This window comes from Thalassospira sp. MCCC 1A03138, from assembly GCF_002115785.1.
In the GTDB taxonomy this organism is placed as follows: domain Bacteria; phylum Pseudomonadota; class Alphaproteobacteria; order Rhodospirillales; family Thalassospiraceae; genus Thalassospira.
Genome location: NZ_JFJY01000009.1, coordinates 125,374 through 143,071 on the forward strand (window position 1 = coordinate 125,374; position 17,698 = coordinate 143,071).

Annotated in this window: 18 protein-coding genes; 11 read left to right on the top strand and 7 right to left on the bottom strand. The window is 55.1% G+C overall.

Annotation, left to right across the window (positions count from 1 at the left end; translation table 11 throughout):
* Positions 1-166: 166 nt before the first annotated feature.
* Together TH468_RS17605 and TH468_RS17610 are read left to right on the top strand one after the other, a co-directional pair.
* Positions 167-1,054: a LysR substrate-binding domain-containing protein gene (locus TH468_RS17605; RefSeq protein WP_085645869.1), complete on the top strand. Its 888-nt coding sequence runs from the start codon at positions 167-169 to the stop codon at positions 1,052-1,054.
* 116 nt (positions 1,055-1,170) lie between these two features.
* On the top strand, positions 1,171-2,088 hold the full coding sequence (locus TH468_RS17610; RefSeq protein WP_085645870.1) for a hypothetical protein: 918 nt from the start codon (positions 1,171-1,173) through the stop codon (positions 2,086-2,088).
* 14 nt (positions 2,089-2,102) lie between these two features.
* Here the strand turns inward: TH468_RS17610 and hemF are convergent, their stop codons facing one another.
* Positions 2,103-2,993, bottom strand: a complete 891-nt coding sequence (gene hemF, locus TH468_RS17615) for an oxygen-dependent coproporphyrinogen oxidase (protein ID WP_085645871.1) — start codon at positions 2,991-2,993, stop codon at positions 2,103-2,105.
* Positions 2,977-3,462, bottom strand: a complete 486-nt coding sequence (locus tag TH468_RS17620; RefSeq protein WP_085645872.1) for a tRNA (cytidine(34)-2'-O)-methyltransferase — start codon at positions 3,460-3,462, stop codon at positions 2,977-2,979. The genes hemF and TH468_RS17620 overlap by 17 nt, the downstream gene beginning before the upstream one ends.
* A gap of 394 nt (positions 3,463-3,856) precedes the next feature.
* Between TH468_RS17620 and petA the strand changes: the two genes are divergently transcribed.
* Genes petA through TH468_RS17635 form a run of 3 tightly spaced genes read left to right on the top strand, consistent with a single transcriptional unit; the run spans position 3,857 to position 6,457 of the window.
* Positions 3,857-4,408, top strand: coding sequence for a ubiquinol-cytochrome c reductase iron-sulfur subunit (gene petA, locus TH468_RS17625; RefSeq protein WP_007090111.1), 552 nt, complete (start codon positions 3,857-3,859; stop codon positions 4,406-4,408).
* A gap of 11 nt (positions 4,409-4,419) precedes the next feature.
* Positions 4,420-5,688, top strand: a complete 1,269-nt coding sequence (locus TH468_RS17630; RefSeq protein WP_085645873.1) for a cytochrome b N-terminal domain-containing protein — start codon at positions 4,420-4,422, stop codon at positions 5,686-5,688.
* Entirely contained in the window at positions 5,681-6,457 is a 777-nt protein-coding gene (locus TH468_RS17635; protein WP_085645874.1) for a cytochrome c1, read from the top strand. Before TH468_RS17630 ends, TH468_RS17635 begins: the two co-directional genes overlap by 8 nt.
* 100 nt (positions 6,458-6,557) lie before the next feature.
* Here the strand turns inward: TH468_RS17635 and TH468_RS17640 are convergent, their stop codons facing one another.
* A complete protein-coding gene (locus TH468_RS17640; RefSeq protein WP_085645875.1) occupies positions 6,558-7,391 on the bottom strand; it encodes a class I SAM-dependent methyltransferase in 834 nt (277 codons plus the stop codon).
* 170 nt (positions 7,392-7,561) lie between these two features.
* Between TH468_RS17640 and gloB the strand changes: the two genes are divergently transcribed.
* Positions 7,562-8,332 carry a hydroxyacylglutathione hydrolase gene (gene gloB / locus TH468_RS17645; RefSeq protein WP_085645876.1) on the top strand — a complete coding sequence of 257 codons (771 nt, stop codon included), beginning with the start codon at positions 7,562-7,564 and terminating at the stop codon, positions 8,330-8,332.
* Between the two features lie 81 nt (positions 8,333-8,413).
* Here the strand turns inward: gloB and TH468_RS17650 are convergent, their stop codons facing one another.
* Both TH468_RS17650 and TH468_RS17655 read right to left on the bottom strand, forming a co-directional pair.
* Positions 8,414-9,838: a mannose-1-phosphate guanylyltransferase/mannose-6-phosphate isomerase gene (locus tag TH468_RS17650; RefSeq protein ID WP_168177175.1), complete on the bottom strand. Its 1,425-nt coding sequence runs from the start codon at positions 9,836-9,838 to the stop codon at positions 8,414-8,416.
* 149 nt (positions 9,839-9,987) lie between these two features.
* Positions 9,988-11,235, bottom strand: a complete 1,248-nt coding sequence (locus TH468_RS17655; RefSeq protein ID WP_139834753.1) for an ROK family transcriptional regulator — start codon at positions 11,233-11,235, stop codon at positions 9,988-9,990.
* A 230-nt stretch (positions 11,236-11,465) separates the two neighbouring features.
* Between TH468_RS17655 and TH468_RS17660 the strand changes: the two genes are divergently transcribed.
* The 4 genes from TH468_RS17660 (at position 11,466) to TH468_RS17675 (ending at position 15,185) form a co-directional block, all read left to right on the top strand.
* Complete coding sequence (locus TH468_RS17660) at positions 11,466-12,494, top strand: sugar ABC transporter substrate-binding protein (protein ID WP_085645877.1); 1,029 nt, start codon at positions 11,466-11,468, stop codon at positions 12,492-12,494.
* A gap of 192 nt (positions 12,495-12,686) precedes the next feature.
* A complete protein-coding gene (locus TH468_RS17665) occupies positions 12,687-13,769 on the top strand; it encodes an ABC transporter permease (protein WP_085645878.1) in 1,083 nt (360 codons plus the stop codon).
* Positions 13,766-14,554, top strand: coding sequence for an ATP-binding cassette domain-containing protein (locus TH468_RS17670; protein ID WP_062948091.1), 789 nt, complete (start codon positions 13,766-13,768; stop codon positions 14,552-14,554). Before TH468_RS17665 ends, TH468_RS17670 begins: the two co-directional genes overlap by 4 nt.
* 4 nt (positions 14,555-14,558) lie before the next feature.
* Positions 14,559-15,185, top strand: coding sequence for a nucleoside triphosphate hydrolase (locus tag TH468_RS17675; RefSeq protein ID WP_085645879.1), 627 nt, complete (start codon positions 14,559-14,561; stop codon positions 15,183-15,185).
* A gap of 21 nt (positions 15,186-15,206) precedes the next feature.
* On the opposite strand, the gene TH468_RS17680 is transcribed toward TH468_RS17675, so the two are convergent.
* Complete coding sequence (locus tag TH468_RS17680) at positions 15,207-16,010, bottom strand: bifunctional 2-polyprenyl-6-hydroxyphenol methylase/3-demethylubiquinol 3-O-methyltransferase UbiG (RefSeq protein ID WP_085645880.1); 804 nt, start codon at positions 16,008-16,010, stop codon at positions 15,207-15,209.
* A gap of 83 nt (positions 16,011-16,093) precedes the next feature.
* Positions 16,094-16,963 (bottom strand): LysR family transcriptional regulator, encoded by an 870-nt coding sequence (locus TH468_RS17685; protein ID WP_085645881.1) that lies wholly within the window; start codon positions 16,961-16,963, stop codon positions 16,094-16,096.
* A 123-nt stretch (positions 16,964-17,086) separates the two neighbouring features.
* Here TH468_RS17685 and TH468_RS17690 point away from each other — a divergent pair, with 123 nt between their 5' ends.
* Complete coding sequence (locus TH468_RS17690; RefSeq protein ID WP_085645882.1) at positions 17,087-17,680, top strand: cysteine hydrolase family protein; 594 nt, start codon at positions 17,087-17,089, stop codon at positions 17,678-17,680.
* Positions 17,681-17,698: the final 18 nt, after the last annotated feature.

The following is a 17,698-nucleotide window of genomic DNA, read 5'->3' on the forward strand; positions in this document are numbered from 1 at the left end:
ATAGATCGGGCACCGCAAAACGGCGCGCGATGGAAAGAAAGTGGTGCGACATATTGGCGAAGCTCCCCTTATTCTTTTTGATGCTGATCTGATATGCTCCATTAAATTCACAAATCGATCCATGGCGAAAGCCGGTGTTTTTTAATCAATATTATAAAGATTCTTTATGCTTCAGCGACATCTTGACCTTGGATGGCTTCGGACTTTTGACGCGGTTGGCAGACTGGGCAGCCTGACACGCGCCGCACAGGAACTTGGCCTGACACAGCCCGCCGTGACCTATCAGATCCGGCGGGTGGAGGAGCAGCTTGGCCTATCGCTTTTTCACCGATCACAGGGCGGCAGCCGGTTGACCGAAGCGGGCGAGGTTCTGTTTCGGGCCGTGCGGGCAAGTGTGGAACGCATCGATGACGCGGCACAGGAAACGTTGCGCAAGGAGCGCGATCCGGCGATCCGGATTTTTACCGATTATGGTTTTGCCGCCTTCTGGCTGATGCCGCGCGTGGCGGATTTCCGCCGCCTGCATCCCAAGGCCGAAGTGCATATCGTGGCGTCGCAAAGTCTTGAGGACGAACTAGAACGTGATACCGATGCGGCGATGGTGTTCGGCGCCATGGGCGATTTTCCGCCAAGCGCACGGCTTCTGATCCCCGAACGCGTGGTGCCGGTCTGTGCACCCGGTTTCCTTGAACGATATGGCCCGTTCGACGATCCGGCGCAGTTTGCCAATGTGCCGTTGCTGCATCTTGAAACCTCGGAAAAAGCCCGCTGGCTAACATGGGCGACGTGGCTGTCAGCACATGGGGTTGCTCGCGAACCCGCGCAGGGCGATCTGGGCCTGAACACATACGGCTTTGTCATTCAGGCAGCCCTTGCCGAACAGGGACTGGCACTGGGCTGGATCGGGCTTGTCGATCATCATCTGGCGCAGGGCAGCCTGATACAGGTAGGCCCCGAAATCAGCCGCCATGATCGGGGATACTGGCTGGTGCCAAGCCCGTCGGCCCACGGCACAACCGCCGCCCTTTTGGATTGGCTGATCAACGAAACCTGAGGCGCTGACATGCCGATTGAAAAGCGCCCCTTAAATCTAATACTTTTGGATAGTTTTTTACTTTCTCCTGCGGTAAAACAGAAAGCACATAAGAATAAATGTGAATGAGGAACGTCATGCGGATCATGCAATCTGTGATGACAATCGCCGCGTCGCTTATGCTTTTCACCACCAGCGCCAGTACGGCGCCCCTGAAGCAGGACCGGATCATCCGAATACCGGTGAGGCAGGCGGATATTGATGGCGTGGAAGCATGCATTCGCAGTCAATCTGATGATTGCCGAAAATGCCGCGAAAACAATCAATCGAACCTTTCGCTGATGAACTATACCCTGCTGCGCGAAGCCATGCATGCGGGCGGTATCGAGGCCGACATCCAGCCGGTCATATCGCCCAATTCCGAGCGCAGCCGGAAAATGATTGCATCGGGGATGGCCGACATCAAAACAGACTGGGCCTTCAACATTTCCGGAAATGGCGACCTGCTTGAGACGGAGCCATTTTTAATGGCAGGGGAGATCGAGAAAGGCCTTTATGTTCCGCGTGGGTTTATGGATGGTCATGCAGATAACGCCCTGCCAGATATTCACACACTCCGGGCGGTGGGCATCCGCAACTGGCGGCTGGACTGGCAGGTTCTTGAAAGTCTGCCCCCGGCCAGCCTGACCAACGCAGCGACAATCAAACAGGTGTTTTCGATCATAAATGCCGGGCGTGCCGATTTCACATTGCTTGAATTTTCATCCCGACCGGATATGGGCAGGGAAGTCGATGGCATATGGCTTTACCCCATTCCCGGTATCAAGATATCCCTGCCCGAAACGCAGCATTTCATGGTTTCGCAAAAACTGAAAGATGCCGGCAGGGTGGTCGAGGCCCTGAACCGCGGCATCAAAACTTTGCGCGACAACGGCTTCATACGTCTTTGCCTGATGAATTACGGCGTCACCCGTCCCGATGTTCAGGACTGGCACACATTGAACGCGACAGCAGAATCGGTCGATAAGGATCATCCGACCGTTTCATCACAGTGACAAGCCCCTCGGGCTTAAGGCCAGTTGGCCTCGGGCGGCAGGGACATCAGGATCGCCTCGGTATTGCCGCCGGTCATGAGACCAAAGCGCGTGCCGCGATCATGGAGCAGGTTGAATTCGACATAGCGTCCGCGCTTGATCAATTGGGCGCGGCGTTCGTCATCAGACCAGGGTTTGTTGTAATGGCGTTTGACCAGTTCGGGATAGATATCGCGAAAGGCGCGCCCGACATCCTGTGTGAAGGCAAAATCCGCATCCCAGTCGGCATCAAGATAATCATAGAAAATCCCGCCCACTCCGCGCGGTTCGTTGCGGTGCGGCAGGAAGAAATATTCATCGCACCATTTTTTGAACCGGTCGTAATAATCATCGCCATGCGCGTCACAGGCGGCCTTTAAGGCGCCGTGAAAATCGGCGGTGTCGGCATCCTTGGGGAAAACCGGGGTCAGGTCGGCCCCACCGCCAAACCACGCCTTGGTGGTAACGATATGACGGGTATTCATATGCACCGCCGGGACATGGGGCGAACAGGGATGGGCCACCAGTGAAATGCCCGCCGCCCAGAAATTCGGGTTTTCGGCCGCACCGGGGATTTCAGCGCGGAATTTTTCGGAAAATTCGCCATATACGGTCGAGATATTGACGCCTACCTTTTCAAAAACGCGGCCCTTCATGACCGACATTTCACCGCCGCCCTGCCCTTCGCCATTCTGATCTTTGCCGCGTTCCCAGCTTTTGCGTTCAAACCGCCCGGCGGGACGATCGGCAAGCGGTCCGGCATAGCTGTCTTCAAGCGCCTCGAAGCTGGCACAGATTTCGTCACGCAACTGGCGGAACCAGTTCCGCGCCGTTTCCTTGTGCCCTTCGATCTTTTGGGCGATCAGATCGTTATCGGTGCTGGTCATCGGGCCTCTCCGGAAAGCTGTTGGTTTGGCGCAGGGCTTCGCCCAGGGTCATGGCCGTTGCCATCGCGACGTTAAGCGACCGCATTCCGGGTTTGAGCGGAATAACGACGCGGGCATCGACATAATCATGCACCTGATCGGGTACGCCACTGCTTTCGGAGCCCAGCATCAGAATATCATCGGGTCGATAATCAAAATCGCAATAGGGCACCGCCCCCTTGGTCGTCAGCAATACCAGACGTCCGGGAACGGTTCCATCATTACGCGCCTGCACAAAGCCGCGCCAATCGGCATGGCGTGTATAATCCGCAGCCCCCAGATAATCCATCCCCGCACGCTTTAGCGCCGCCGAGGTCAGAAGGAAACCGCAAGGTTCGATAATGTCGACGGTAACCCCGAGACATGCCGCCATGCGCAGGATTGTGCCGGTGTTTTGGGGAATGTCGGGTTCGAACAGACAGATTCTCATAAAGCTCTATAGACTCGTAACATTTTCGACCTGAAATCCGGACGCAAAACCTTACAAAATTACGCCGATATATCGCCATTAGACTTATTTGGAATAAGGCGAAAGATGGATATAACCACTTGGTTGCAAATACGCCAGTCTGTTAGAAAACGCTACGTTCGCTTCGATTGTGCAGCGCAAAACCAAATAGGCAAATCGAATGCGAACAATTTGCAACTCCAAGTTCCCCTTAACAAACCCCCTTTTTGTTAGTATACGAACCCGGTTTCAGGCCTGAAGGCTTTGGGGCAAAAGCATTGTTTGATTTCCATCAATGGAAATTAAAGGTCTTTGCCCTAAGTGTGCAGTTGGGCATTCCGCATGCCTGTTTTGGGGGCAGAAAGAGGAATACATTATGTCGCAAACGGTGCAATCATCCGGGGACCACACTCCGGACGAGAACCGCAGGGATTTTCTGACCCTGGCGACCACGGCAGTCGGTGTTGTTGGCACCGGCATGGCGCTGTGGCCGTTCGTGGACAGCATGAACCCGTCCAAGGACGTTCTTGCGCTGGCCTCGGTCGAAGTTAACCTGTCAAATATTCCGGTCGGTCAGGCCGTCAAGGTCATGTGGCGCGGTAAACCCGTATTCATCCGCCACCGTACCGAACGTGAAATCAATGAAGCCGAAGAGGTTTCCTTGAACGAGCTGGTCGATCCGCAATCCGATGAAGCCCGTGTCCAGAAAAAGGAATGGCTGATCGTGGTCGGTGTCTGCACCCATCTGGGTTGCATTCCGATGGGCACGGCAACCGGTGAGACACGCGGTGATTATGACGGATGGTATTGTCCGTGCCACGGGTCGCACTACGACACGTCCGGTCGTATCCGCAAAGGTCCGGCACCGCTGAACCTTGTCGTGCCGACCTACACCTTCCTCACCGACACGTCGGTTCAGATCGGCTAAGGAGCAGGTAGATGAGTGCACCCGTTTGGAATAACAAGGTAGTGAAATGGGTCGATGACCGTCTTCCGGTCTTCTCCATGTTGCATCACTCCGCTTATGAATATCCGACCCCGAAAAACCTGTCCTATATGTGGAACTTCGGTTCGCTGGCCGGTTTTGTTCTGGTGACGATGATTCTCTCCGGGATTTTCCTGGTGATGAACTATACCCCGCATGCCGATATGGCGTTCTGGTCGGTCGAGCGCATCATGCGTGATGTGAACTATGGCTGGCTGATCCGCTATATCCATATGAACGGCGCATCGATGTTCTTCATCTGCGTCTATATCCATATTTTCCGTGGCCTGTATTACGGGTCTTACAAAGCACCGCGTGAAATGCTGTGGTGGATCGGTATCCTGATCCTTCTGGCGATGATGGCGACCGCGTTCATGGGCTATGTCCTGCCGTGGGGCCAGATGTCATTCTGGGGGGCGACGGTTATTACCAACCTGTTCTCGGCCTTCCCGATCATTGGCGATCCGTTGGTGACATGGCTTTGGGGCGGCTTCTCGGTTGATAACCCGACGCTCAACCGGTTCTTCTCGCTGCATTACCTGATGCCGTTCGTGATCCTTGGCCTTGTGGTCCTGCATGTCTGGGCCCTGCACACCGTACGGTCGAACAACCCGACCGGCGTTGAAATCAAGACACCACAGGATGCGATCGCATTCCACCCGTACTATACGATCAAGGATCTGTTCGGTATGGGCGTGTTCCTGATCTTCTTCCTGTTCTTCGTGTTCTTTGCACCGGACTTCTTTGGCGAGCCGGATAACTATATCCCGGCAAACCCGCTGGTGACCCCGCCGCATATCGTGCCGGAATGGTACTTCCTGCCGTTCTATGCGATCCTGCGATCGATCGACTTCACGGTGTTTGGCATTCCGGCAAAGCTGCTTGGCGTGCTTGCGATGTTTGCATCCATCATCGTTCTGTTCGTCATTCCGTGGCTTGATACCTCGAAGGTGCGCAGCTCAAAGTTCCGCCCGGTTTACAAGTGGTTCTTCCTGATCCTGTTCATTGACTGCTTTATCCTTGGATATTGCGGCAAGAAGGCCCCGGATGACTACTTCATGGGGATCGAAGGGCTTAAAGTGATCACCGTTGGCCAGCTGGCAACGCTTTACTACTTCGCGCATTTCCTTCTGGTGATGCCGATTGTGGGCAAACTGGAACGGCCTAAACCGCTTCCGGCCAGCATCAGCGAATCCGTACTCAAGGGAGGCGCAAATGCGTAAGTTTGCATTGACCGCCATTGCTGCGGCATTCGCACTATCCGCCTTTGCCGGCACTTCGGCAAAGGCCGCAGGCAACGCTCCGGTTCCGGAAGCACAGGAATGGAGCTGGCAGGGGCTTTTTGGCACCTATGACCGTGCGCAGCTTCAGCGTGGTTTCCAAGTCTATAAAGGCATCTGTGCCGGTTGCCACAGCCTTCGTTTCATTGCGTTCCGTAATCTGGAAGGCATTGGTTTCAACGAAGACCAGATCAAGGCAATTGCAGCGGAATACGATATTGAAGACGGCCCGAACGATGATGGTGACATGTTCACCCGTCCGGGTATTGCGTCGGATTATTTCCCGTCACCCTTCCCAAATGACAAGGCAGCCGCTGCGTCAAACGGGGGTGCGATTCCGCCTGATCTGTCATTGATGGCGAAGGCACGCCTGCATGGGCCGGATTATGTTTTTGCCCTGCTGACCGGTTACGAGGAAGAAGCACCTGAGGGCTTCGACCTTGCGGAAGGCAAGTATTACAACCACTACTTCCCGGGTCATCAGATTTCGATGGCACCGCCGCTTTATGATGAAGCGGTCGAGTACACCGATGGCACCCCGATGACCATGGAACAGCACGCGCATGACGTGGTTGCGTTCCTGAACTGGACGGCACAGCCGGAACTTGAAGCCCGCAAATCAATGGGTATGAAAGTTCTGCTGTTCCTGATCGTTCTGACCGCGATGCTCTATGCGGTGAAACGCAAAATCTGGCGCGATATCGAACATTAAGCGTTCGCGATATCGCCAAAAATCAAAGGCCGCCGGGAAACCGGCGGCCTTATTTGTTGGCGCATCGCAAAGCGTCGTCGCACGAAACTGCCGCCTGTGATCAGGATTTGGGGTTGGCGGGCAGAGGTTCGGCACAGGTCAACGCGGTTTCGCACTCAATGTCAGCGTGATTTCCGCTGGAATGGTTGCCACTCGAATGATTACCGTCCGCCGGGCGCAGGGGCGGAACAGTCACAGGGATATGTACCAGCCTGCGTTTGCGCGCCGGGGTGCCGGTGCTGGCGTAAAGCTGTTTGCCGGCTTCGACAATCGAAACCCCCGCAAAGGCCTTGAACAGACGTGATCCGACATTTTCGAATGCCTGCGACCAGCGTAGCAGAAACCGGCTTTGGGTCGGGGGCAGGAAAAGGGCGCGGCTGTGCTGCACGGGCAGGAACATGTTTTCGCGCATCAGGTTCTGAAGCTGTGACACGCTATAGGGATGGCCAAAGCCAAAGGGCGTATTTTCCGACCAGGACCAGAGCGAGCTTCGGTTGGGTGTGACCACCACGATCCGGCCGTTGGGGGTCAATACCCGCCAGCATTCGCGCATCAGGCGGCGCATAGAATCGGAATGTTCGACCAGATGCACCAGCAGGATGCGGTCGACCGAGCTATCGGGCAGCGGCAGCATGGTTTCTTCGGTCAGGGCGACATGATTGGGATCGCCCGCGGGCCACGGCACGCAGCCCTGCTGGCCGGGCATGAAGGCCAGCACACGTTCTGCCTCGCCCATGAAGGGACGCAGATAGGGCGTGGCATAGCCAAAACCCAGCACGCGCATGCCCCGGACATCCGACCACATCACGCGCAAGCGGCGACGGATCAGGCGGCGAGCGGCCTGCCCGAGGCTTCCGGCATAAAAACGGTGAAGATCAACAACATCCTGACGCATGAAAAGCAGCCTAGCATCGAGTGATACGGGCGGGAACAAATTAATCGGCCCGGCCCGGGTGTTCCGGTTTTTGATTGAAGCGCAAAAACTTTGCATGATGCGTGATTGTTTTAAGAAGCCGCAAGCTGATAGGCTTGGCGCATATTCCATTCACACACGCGAGGTCGGCCATGTCCGCAGGCGATGTCTTTGTCATTCCGTGCCTTTCCGATAATTACACCTATCTTGTGCGCTGCCATGAAACAGGAACAACCGCGATTGTCGATCCGGGCGAGGCCGACCCGGTGATAAGCGCGCTTGAAGATCGCGGCTGGTCGCTTGATATCGTGATCAATACCCATCATCACAATGACCATATCGGCGGCAATGCAGAACTGATCACCAGATATGGCGCGAAACTGATTGGCCCCAAGGCCGAAACCATGCGCATTCCCGGCATGGATCAGACGGTCGCCGAGGGGGATGAGGTGACGATTGGTGCGCTTTCCGGGCAGGTCTTTGACGTGCCGGGCCATACCAGCGGCCATATTGCGTTTTATTTTCCGGCGGTATCGGCCCTGTTTTCCGGTGACAGCCTGTTTGCATTGGGTTGCGGGCGGTTGTTTGAAGGAACGCCAGCCCAGATGTGGCAGTCCCTGCAAAAATTTCGCAACCTTCCCGGCGAGACGCTGGTGTATTGCGGGCATGAATATACCCAGTCCAATGCCCGGTTTGCCGCAACGATTGAAACCGGCAATGTGGCGCTTAAGGCGCGCTGTGCGGAAATTGACGATCTGCGCGCACGCGGCATCCCGACCATTCCATCACGCATGGACAAGGAACTGGCAACCAACCCGTTCCTGCGCGCCGATCATGCATCGGTTGCCAGCGACCTTGGCATGGAAGGCGCAACCGCCACCGAGATTTTTGCCGAAATCCGCGGGCGGAAGGATCAGTTCTGATCATGGCATGAAGCAAGAAATTGCCGGCAGAAGGCAATTTCTTGCTGCTGTCATCATGCGATAAAAGGCTTTGCTCAGGACTTATTCGGGGATACGTCCATAAACGTCGTCAAGACGTTCAATGTCATCTTCGCCAAGATAGCTGCCCGATTGGACTTCGATCAGTTCCAGCGGGATTTTCCCCGGGTTTTCCATGCGGTGCACGGCCCCAACCGGGATATAGGTTGACTGGTTTTCGCCCAGCAGGAATTTTTTGTCATCACAGGTGACCAAGGCACTGCCTTTGACAACGATCCAGTGTTCGGCCCGATGGTGGTGCCGTTGCAAAGAAAGCTGGGCACCGGGTTTTACGGTAATGCGTTTGACCTGATAGCGATCACTGTGATCAATGCTGTCATAATCGCCCCAAGGACGTGCAACCCGACGATTATCAAGAGCCTGCCCGTGATTTTCCGCAGCAAGGTCCCCTACGACATTTTTGATGGCCTCAACCTCGGCAGACGCGCTGACCAAAAGTGCGTCTGGTGTATCAATCACCACTAGATCCTTGGTCCCCAATGTCACGATCAGGCGACGGTCTGTACCGTGAACAATCGTGTTTTCCGAGTTGACCATACGAACGTTTTCTTCAACACCCAGAACACAGTTTCCGTTCTGCAACTTTGTCCCCAGGTCTGACATCGCGTTCCAACTGCCAACGTCGCTCCAAACGCCCTGGAATGGTGCGACAAGAACATTTTCGGCATGTTCCATGACCGCATAGTCGATACTTTTTGCCATCGCGTCTTTGAATTGCCCACCCGGGCGAAGGAAATGACCATCTCGTTGTGCCGACGCTATAGCGTCGCTGCACGCGTCAAAGGTCTGAGGCTCAAAGCGTGCAATCGCATCAGCCAGGACATCCGCACGCACAAGAAAGACTCCGGCGTTCCAGAGATGCTTTCCCGAAGACAGAAAGGCCATCGCAGTTTCGAGATCGGGTTTTTCAAGAAATTTTGCCGATTTCCATATGCCCGGCCCAACTTCGACACCGGTTTCGATATATCCGTAAGCCGTGCTTGGTGACGTAGGACGCACACCAAAAGTGACGATATTGCCGCTCTTTGCATAATCTGCCGCTTCGAGCACCATTTTACGGAAAAGATCATTATCCGGAATAAAGTGATCCGCCGGGCAGAAAAGCAAAACGCTTTCGGGATTTTCTTGCCTTGCGTGACAGGCGGCAAGCGCCATCGCAGGCGCGGTGTCCCTTGCGATCGGTTCGAGAATTTGCGTCAGATTTACTTTGGATTTTTCAGCAGCTTCTTCGACAAAGAAACGGTGCTCTTCACCCGATAACGCCAAAATATTGCCAAATGACGACAACCGTTCGAAGGTCAGCTCAAGCAGGGATTTACCATGATACACAGGAATGAATTGCTTGGGGAAACCCTTGCGTGACAAAGGCCATAAGCGCGTTCCGGAACCTCCGCAAAGCACAACAGGTGTAATTTCTTTTATTGTCATTTCAAGAACCGATCCCAGAGGCTATCAAACCAAAGTCAATAGCCCCTGTTATAGTTGGAAACAGCTTTCAGTTCCAAGGAGTTTAAAGCTCTGGTCACTGAAAGGATCGCCATTGTTGACCCTAAACGGAAAGCTTGCGCCAAAAGAACTCAGGGCATCTGTTTGAACAGGACGTTCTGATCAAGAAGGTAGCGGGAAAACAGTGGCAGGCTGGCCGCACCGATGGCGCGGGCGGCACTGCCGACGACACCCTGTTCGATATGCGGGGTGGCGATGCCTTGCAGGTCAAGTTTCAGCGTTGCCTTGCGCGTGGCATCGACAATTTTGGCGCAGACATCGGCGGGGAAGCCGCCATCAACAATAACGGCTTCGAAATCGATCACAGAGCAGACCGAGGTAATGGCAATCGCAAGGCCGCGCGCGGTGTGATCAATCCAGAGATTAAGGGTTGCGCCAAGCTGATGCCAGTAATCGGGGTCCTTCCACAACAAGGCAGGATCGCGGCCTTCGCGGGTCAGCATTTCCTCAAGCACGAAGATGGATGCCTGATCGATCAACTGGCTGGGATGGCCAGAACGCGAGGGCACAGGCATCGAGCCAAAGGCCCCGGCATTACCGGTTTTACCAGCATAAAGCGCCTGATTGAGCACCACACCGCCACCGATGAACGATCCGATAAAGAAATAGGCAAAGTCGGAATAATTCGGCCCTGCCCCAAACACCAGTTCCGCCCCACAGGCCGCCGTCGCGTCATTCTGCTGAAAGACAGGAAACGGTACGATTTCACCGATGGTATCGATCAGATCGACTTCGCGCCAGGCGCTCATATCTTCGGGTGGTGCGCCGACTTCTTCCACCCAGTTCCATAATTCAAACGGCGCGGCAATGCCGATCCCGGCGATGCGCTGGCACTGGGCGGGGGATAACCCGCCGGACAATTGTTCGACCGAGGCGCGGACGAATTTGCGGATTCCATCGGGGGTCGGGTATTTATAGGCTTCGTTCAGGCTGGCCCGTACCGTGCCGACAAAATCCATCAGGATCAGTTCGGCACTGCGTCGGCCAATTTTAAGGCCGAAGGAAAAAACACCATCCGGGTTAAGCGCCATCGGGATTGATGGTTTGCCAACCTTGCCGCGCACCGGATCGCCACGTTTAAGCAATCCATCCTTTTCAAGGGCGCGCATGATCACGGAGACGGTTTGGGCGGACAGGCCGGAAAGACGGGCGATATCGGCCTTGGACAATCCGACATTGCGGCGGACCAGCGACAGCACCAGCCGTTCATTATAGGCGCGCACGCGCAACTGGTTCGCCCCCCCTCCCGGATGAAGCGGACGCGCTCCCTGCCCCTCATCCCCAGTGATATCCGGGTTGGTATTCAGTAAAGCTGTCATTGGTATCCGTTGTCCTCCCACTCGGGTCCTTTATTGCCCGATTGCTAATAAGAGTGACAGGATTAATTAATAAATCAATCGGATTTATTAATTGACAGCTTCGCGCATTTGGTGTGTCGTAGGCAACAGACAGGCGCAAAAGACGTGCGTAACGATACGTTCCACCTGTCGCAAAATGAACAAATCCAGCCCAAAGGGCTGATTATCAGGTTATTCCTGGGAGGAAACAGATGAAGAAGACTCTTGTTGGCGCCACCCTTGGGGCGCTTGCGCTTGGCCTTGCCGTTGCACCCAACGGAGCCAAAGCCGATGAAATCGGTGCCTGCCTTATCACCAAAACCGACATCAACCCGTTCTTCGTGAAAATGAAAGAAGGCGCACAGGCGGCATCTGTTGCCAATGGTGTCAGCCTTTCGACTTTTGCCGGTAAAATCGATGGTGACCATGAAACCCAGGTGCAGGCGATTGAATCCTGCATTGCATCGGGTGCGAAGGGCATCCTTCTGACCGCATCGGACACCAAGGCGATTGTACCGGTTGTCAAAAAGGCGCGCGATGCCGGGTTGCTGGTGATTGCACTTGATACACCGCTTGAACCGATTGACTCGGCCGATGCAACCTTTGCCACCGATAACTTCAAGGCCGGCGAGCTGATTGGTCAGTGGGCCGCGGCCAAGCTTGGCGATGAAGCCTCGGAAGCAAAAATCGCGTTTCTTGACCTGACGCCAAGCGCACCATCGGTTGATGTGCTGCGCGATCAGGGCTTCATGAAAGGGTTCGGGATCGACATCAAGGATCCGAACAAAATCGGTGATGAAGATGATCCCCGTATTGTCGGCCATGACATCACCAACGGTAACGAGGAAGGCGGCCGCAAGGCGATGGAAAACCTTTTGCAGCAGGATTCCGAAATCAATGTCGTCTATACCATCAACGAACCGGCCGCTGCTGGTGCCTATGAGGCGCTGAAATCGTTTGGCATGGAAGACGGCGTTCTGATCGTATCGGTCGATGGCGGTTGCCCGGGCGTTTTGAACATCAAGGATGGCGTGATTGGCGCAACATCGCAGCAATATCCGCTTGATATGGCCTATAAGGGGATCGAAGCGATCAAGGCCTGGGCCGAAAGCGGTGAAAAACCAGCCAATTCCGAAGGTCTTAACTTCTACGACACCGGCGTTAACCTTGTGACCGGTGATCCGGCAGAGGGCGTTCCGTCGATTGATATCGATGAAGGCATGAAACGCTGCTGGGGCTAAGCCCACCGCGTGATGTTCTGATATTCGAGGAGGGCGGTGATAAACGCCGCCCTCTTGTCCCACAAAAAGGTTACACTTGGTCAGCCCCCTACCCCCGATCCAAGCCGGTCACCAGAACCGGCGGGGGCATTTGATGAACTGTTGCGCATGATTTTTCGCAACCCATGTTCACGACCAGGCCGGGAGGAAGCGATGAGCGAAACTGCTCGCACATCTCGTACAAAACAGGAATACGAACAGACGCTTGACGCCAGCGACAAGGCGGTTGCGCAGTTCGAACATAAAAGCCGGAACTTTCTGGATGCCACGCAGCATTTCCTGCATGGCAATCCGACGATGGTGCCGGTGATTGTCCTTGTCATTTCCATTATCATTTTTGGTGCACTGGCGGGACCGAAGTTCTTTTCGCCGTTCAACCTGTCGCTGATTGTGCAGCAGGTTTCGATCATCGGCATTCTGGCCGCCGCACAAAGCCTTGTGATCCTAACCGCCGGGATTGATCTTTCGGTCGGTGCGATCATGGTGCTGATGTCGGTCGTTATGGGGCAACTTGCGATCACGCTTGGCGTTCCCGCACCGCTTGCGATCCTGATCGGGTTTGTCGGCGGGATTCTGGCCGGGATGCTGAACGGGTTTCTGGTCACCCGGATCAAATTGCCACCCTTTATCGTGACGCTGGGGACGTGGAATATTTTCTTTGCGCTGAACCTTTGGCTTTCGGGCGCGCAATCGATCCGTAGCCAGACATTGGATGAAATCGCACCTCTTTTGAAATTCTTTGGCGAAAGCATTGCGATTGGCGGGGCGCGGATCACCTATGGCTCGGTCCTGATGCTCGTCATATTTGCCGTCCTTTGGTACATCCTGAACCACACCAGTTGGGGTCGACATGTTTATGCCATCGGTGATGACAAGGAAGCTGCCGAGCTTTCTGGCATTCGCACCAACCGCACGCTTATCATGGTTTATGGCCTTGCCGGGCTTGTATGTGGCATTGGTGCGTGGGCATCAATCGGGCGTGTTGGCTCGGTTTCACCGCAAAGTTTTCAGGAAGCAAACCTGCAGTCGATTACCGCAGTTGTGATTGGCGGCATTTCGCTGTTTGGCGGGCGCGGGTCGATCATCGGCCCGTTGATCGGGGCATTGATCGTTGGCGTGTTCAATTCCGGGCTGCGACTTGTGGGCGTTGATGTTCTTTGGCAGGTGTTTGCGATTGGCTGGCTGACGATTATCGCCGTTGCAATCGACCAGTGGATCAGAAAGGTATCGTCATGAGCACGGATAAAAAGCCGGTCTTGAGCGCACGCGGTATCGTTAAACGCTATGGCCGGGTGACCGCACTTGATCAGGCGGATTTTGACCTTTATCCCGGTGAAGTCCTTGCGGTGATCGGCGATAACGGTGCGGGAAAATCATCGCTGATCAAGGCTCTTTCGGGTGCGATCACGGTTGATGAAGGCACCATCGAGCTTGATGGCAAACCGGTGCGTTTTTCATCACCGATGGAAGCCCGCGAAGCCGGGATCGAGACGGTTTATCAGAACCTTGCGCTTTCCCCTGCCCTTTCGATTGCGGACAATATGTTCATGGGCCGCGAGCTTCGCAAACCGGGTTTCATGGGCAAGTATTTCGGCGCATTGGACCATAAGGGCATGCAGCGGATTGCGCGTGAAAAGCTTTCCGAGCTTGGTCTGATGACCATCCAGAACATCAATCAGGCGGTCGAAACGCTTTCGGGCGGGCAGCGCCAAGGGGTTGCGGTTGCCCGTGCGGCGGCCTTTGGATCGCGCGTCGTGATCATGGATGAACCGACCGCGGCATTGGGCGTCAAGGAAAGCCGCCGGGTGCTGGAACTGATTGCCGATGTCAAATCGCGCGGCATGCCGATTGTGCTGATTTCGCACAATATGCCACATGTGTTCGAGGTCGCGGATCGCATCCATGTTCATCGTTTGGGCAAACGCCTGTGTACAATCAATCCAGATGATTACAGCATGTCGGACGCGGTTGCCTTCATGACCGGCGCCAAGGAACCACCCGAAATATCGGCGGCGGCATGACGGGATGACACCGGATATCGAGACCCTGACCGCGATGATCAGGGACAAACGTATTGGCGATCGTCGCCTCCTTGTCGCGATCGCCGGGGCACCAGCCTCGGGCAAGTCAACCTTGTCCGAACGGCTTCATCACCATCTGGGGGGTGATGAGGCCGGGGCTGTTGTCGTGCCGATGGATGGGTATCATTTCGATGATGCCATCCTTTCCGCACGCGGCCTCCTTCCGCGTAAGGGATCGCCGGAAACCTTTGATACCGGCGGCTTCAAGCGCACCCTTGATGCCATTCGCGACGACATTGACGATGTTTATGTGCCGGTGTTTGACCGCAATCTGGAACTGTCGCGCGGCTCGGCCCGATGCGTTTCACGTAGCCATCGGATCGTTCTGATCGAAGGCAATTATCTGCTGCTCAGCCAGTCGCCCTGGAACCAGTTGGCAGGCCTGTTCGACCTGACCCTGTTCATCGACATACCGCTTCCGGTTCTAGAAAGGCGTCTTGTGCAACGGTGGCTTGATCATGGCCATGACGAACCAGCAGCACGGCAAAAAGCATCGGATAATGACATCCCCAACGCCCATACCGTTCAGAAAAGCAGCGCCCTGGCCGATATCACGATTACCGCGGCGTGATCATCGTGCCATCAACAGGAATTACCGTTCTTTTCGCAACACCAGCGTATAGCACATCGGGATCTGGGCTTTCCTGTCTTCATAGATATCAAATTCAGTTTCCCGATTTGAATGCGGGTACTCTTTAAGACATTCCAGCTTTAATCCGGCCGCGACAGCCGCAGACACGATTTCGCCCATCGTGTAGGAAAACCACCATGAAACCGGCCCCTGCCCGCCATCAGATCCGTTATAGGTGATGGTATCTTCGTTCGCGCGTGGTCCACGGTCAAAATAAGACTGGGAGGGTGAAAACGGATCAGCAGCAGACGGATCAAACATTTCAAGAAACGGATGCGTTTCATAGATAACGAGCACCCCATCCCGGGCCAGCAGCCCTGAGACGGCATCGAAGAAACGTTTCAGATCCGGCATCCAGTTCAGAACGCCGATGGTAATCAAACCAAGATCAAAATCGCCCAGCGTATCTTCCGGCAATTCGTAGATGTCCGCACAGAGGAAATCACATTTCCGTCCCGACAGATGCGCCAGCTTCCGGGCTTGCGCGAGAAATGCATCGGATTGATCAATCCCAAGCACAGTTTTTGCGCCCATGGCCGACAAGGACAACACTTCGCGACCGTTATTGCAGCACACCTGCACGACGCGTTTTCCCTCGACACCGACATCCTCCAGCGTTTCCCGCAAGGTTTCGTCGAATGTCGAAAAATCCGCTTTCGCAACCTCGGCCAAGAGTCTTTGCCAGGTTTCACCGGCTTCATGCAATGGTGCGGAGGCATCCCATGCGGCACGGTTGGCCGATGTGTATTTTTTGTGTGCGTCCATGACCTGCCCCTGCTCATATCATAAGTTGTAGTATTCTAACAATCACAACCAATACAATGCACTGTCAAACAAACAACGCAGGATCACACGGATTTAATAGCCGGATTGCCAATCAGCACATCAGACACCCATTCGGCAACAACCCGCACGCGCGGCACATGGCGCATGTCCTGATGGATCAGAAGCCAGATTTCGCGTCCTTCCGGCTCGATATCGGGTTTGCGCGTCAGCCCCGAGATACGATCGCCTAGGCATCGTGGCAGCAGGGCAAAGGCATTGGCCGAACATGCCATCGTCGCCATGATGGATCCGCGGTTGGATCGACTGATGGTGTGGCGATTGGGGAAATGGCGGTTGAGCCATATCTGTTCGGGCTTGTCGGCAAACGCATCGTCAAGATCGACCCACGGTGCAGTCGTCGGGTCATCCATCCCAGCCGGACCGTAAATACCGTATTCCATCACCCCGATTTTCCGGATGTGAAAGGCCCCGGTTTGCGGTCGGGCAAGGCGCAGTGCGATATCGGTTTCACGTTGCGGCAGGCTCAGATTGCGGTTGCCGCCAATCAGTTCGACGCAAAGGGACGGATGATTTGATGTCAGTTCGCCCAGACGCGGGGCAATGCAGTTTTCAAAAATCACATCCACCCCGGCAACGCGAACAACACCCGATATTTCCGGACGGGCCGCCTTTTCCGACAGAGTGCCATTGGCTTCGAGCAAGGTACTGACTTCGGCCTCCATCGCCCTTGCGGTTTTCAGAAGGCTTTGCGCACGCAATGTCGGGCTCATCTGGCCATCCCGACGCAGCAGGACAGGAAAGCCGGTGACTTCTTCAAGCCGGGCAATGCGACGCGCGATTGTCGTCTGATTCACGCCCAGTTCGCGTGCGGCGGCACTCATGGTATTTGCGCGGCAAACGACGGCGAATGTCCGCAAGGCTTCCCAATCCATGGATCGTCACCCGGTTATGGTTTCTGCGTATACGCAGATCATATCTGCAAATTGACGGATTTAAACTGCAAACATGCAGATGCATGATCAGGCCATCCAAATGACTTTGAAAGGACAGTCACCATGAGCGCGCAATCCATCTTTGAAATTCTTGGCGTTGAACTGCCGACCGGATCGGTCCGGGATGCAGCATTGATCGTGATTGATGCCCAGGAAGAATATCGCAGCGGGCGGTTGAAGCTATCAGAGCTTGAACCGGCACTGGACAATATTGCCAGCCTGATCGCCCATTGGCGTGCGCAGAACGGCACCCTGATCCATATCCAGCATCACGGACAGGGATTGTTTGATCCCGAAGGTCCGTATGCCGCGATCATGAACGAAGTTGCACCCCATGAGGGCGAGCCGGTTCTGACAAAGAATGTGCCCAATGCCTTTGGCGGTACCAATTTGCGCGACCTGATTGATCAGGCCGGTTTGAAACATGTGGTGCTGGCCGGTTTCATGACCCATGTCTGCGTGTCGACCACCGCACGTTCCGCCAACGAACAGGGATTGCAGGTTACCATCGCCGGGGATGCGGTCACCACACGTGACCTGCCCGCCACCGCCGATCACGCCTCTATCCCGGCGGCGGAATTGCACCGTGCCGAACTGGCCATTCTGGCCGATGCGTTTGCCAAGGTTGTAACGACCGACGACGTTCTGAAAGCGTGATTGTAAATGCAAAACACC

Coding starts and splice junctions, on each gene's coding strand:
- TH468_RS17650 (WP_168177175.1), bottom strand. CDS start 9,838: ATGACAATAAAAGAAATTACACCTGTTGTGCTTTGCGGAGGTTCCGGA.
- TH468_RS17665 (WP_085645878.1), top strand. CDS start 12,687: ATGAGCGAAACTGCTCGCACATCTCGTACAAAACAGGAATACGAACAG.
- gloB (WP_085645876.1), top strand. CDS start 7,562: ATGTCCGCAGGCGATGTCTTTGTCATTCCGTGCCTTTCCGATAATTAC.
- TH468_RS17670 (WP_062948091.1), top strand. CDS start 13,766: ATGAGCACGGATAAAAAGCCGGTCTTGAGCGCACGCGGTATCGTTAAA.
- petA (WP_007090111.1), top strand. CDS start 3,857: ATGTCGCAAACGGTGCAATCATCCGGGGACCACACTCCGGACGAGAAC.
- TH468_RS17675 (WP_085645879.1), top strand. CDS start 14,559: ATGACACCGGATATCGAGACCCTGACCGCGATGATCAGGGACAAACGT.
- TH468_RS17680 (WP_085645880.1), bottom strand. CDS start 16,010: ATGGACGCACACAAAAAATACACATCGGCCAACCGTGCCGCATGGGAT.
- TH468_RS17660 (WP_085645877.1), top strand. CDS start 11,466: ATGAAGAAGACTCTTGTTGGCGCCACCCTTGGGGCGCTTGCGCTTGGC.
- TH468_RS17635 (WP_085645874.1), top strand. CDS start 5,681: ATGCGTAAGTTTGCATTGACCGCCATTGCTGCGGCATTCGCACTATCC.
- TH468_RS17610 (WP_085645870.1), top strand. CDS start 1,171: ATGCGGATCATGCAATCTGTGATGACAATCGCCGCGTCGCTTATGCTT.
- TH468_RS17690 (WP_085645882.1), top strand. CDS start 17,087: ATGAGCGCGCAATCCATCTTTGAAATTCTTGGCGTTGAACTGCCGACC.
- TH468_RS17605 (WP_085645869.1), top strand. CDS start 167: ATGCTTCAGCGACATCTTGACCTTGGATGGCTTCGGACTTTTGACGCG.
- TH468_RS17620 (WP_085645872.1), bottom strand. CDS start 3,462: ATGAGAATCTGTCTGTTCGAACCCGACATTCCCCAAAACACCGGCACA.
- TH468_RS17685 (WP_085645881.1), bottom strand. CDS start 16,963: ATGGATTGGGAAGCCTTGCGGACATTCGCCGTCGTTTGCCGCGCAAAT.
- TH468_RS17630 (WP_085645873.1), top strand. CDS start 4,420: ATGAGTGCACCCGTTTGGAATAACAAGGTAGTGAAATGGGTCGATGAC.
- TH468_RS17655 (WP_139834753.1), bottom strand. CDS start 11,235: ATGACAGCTTTACTGAATACCAACCCGGATATCACTGGGGATGAGGGG.
- TH468_RS17640 (WP_085645875.1), bottom strand. CDS start 7,391: ATGCGTCAGGATGTTGTTGATCTTCACCGTTTTTATGCCGGAAGCCTC.
- hemF (WP_085645871.1), bottom strand. CDS start 2,993: ATGACCAGCACCGATAACGATCTGATCGCCCAAAAGATCGAAGGGCAC.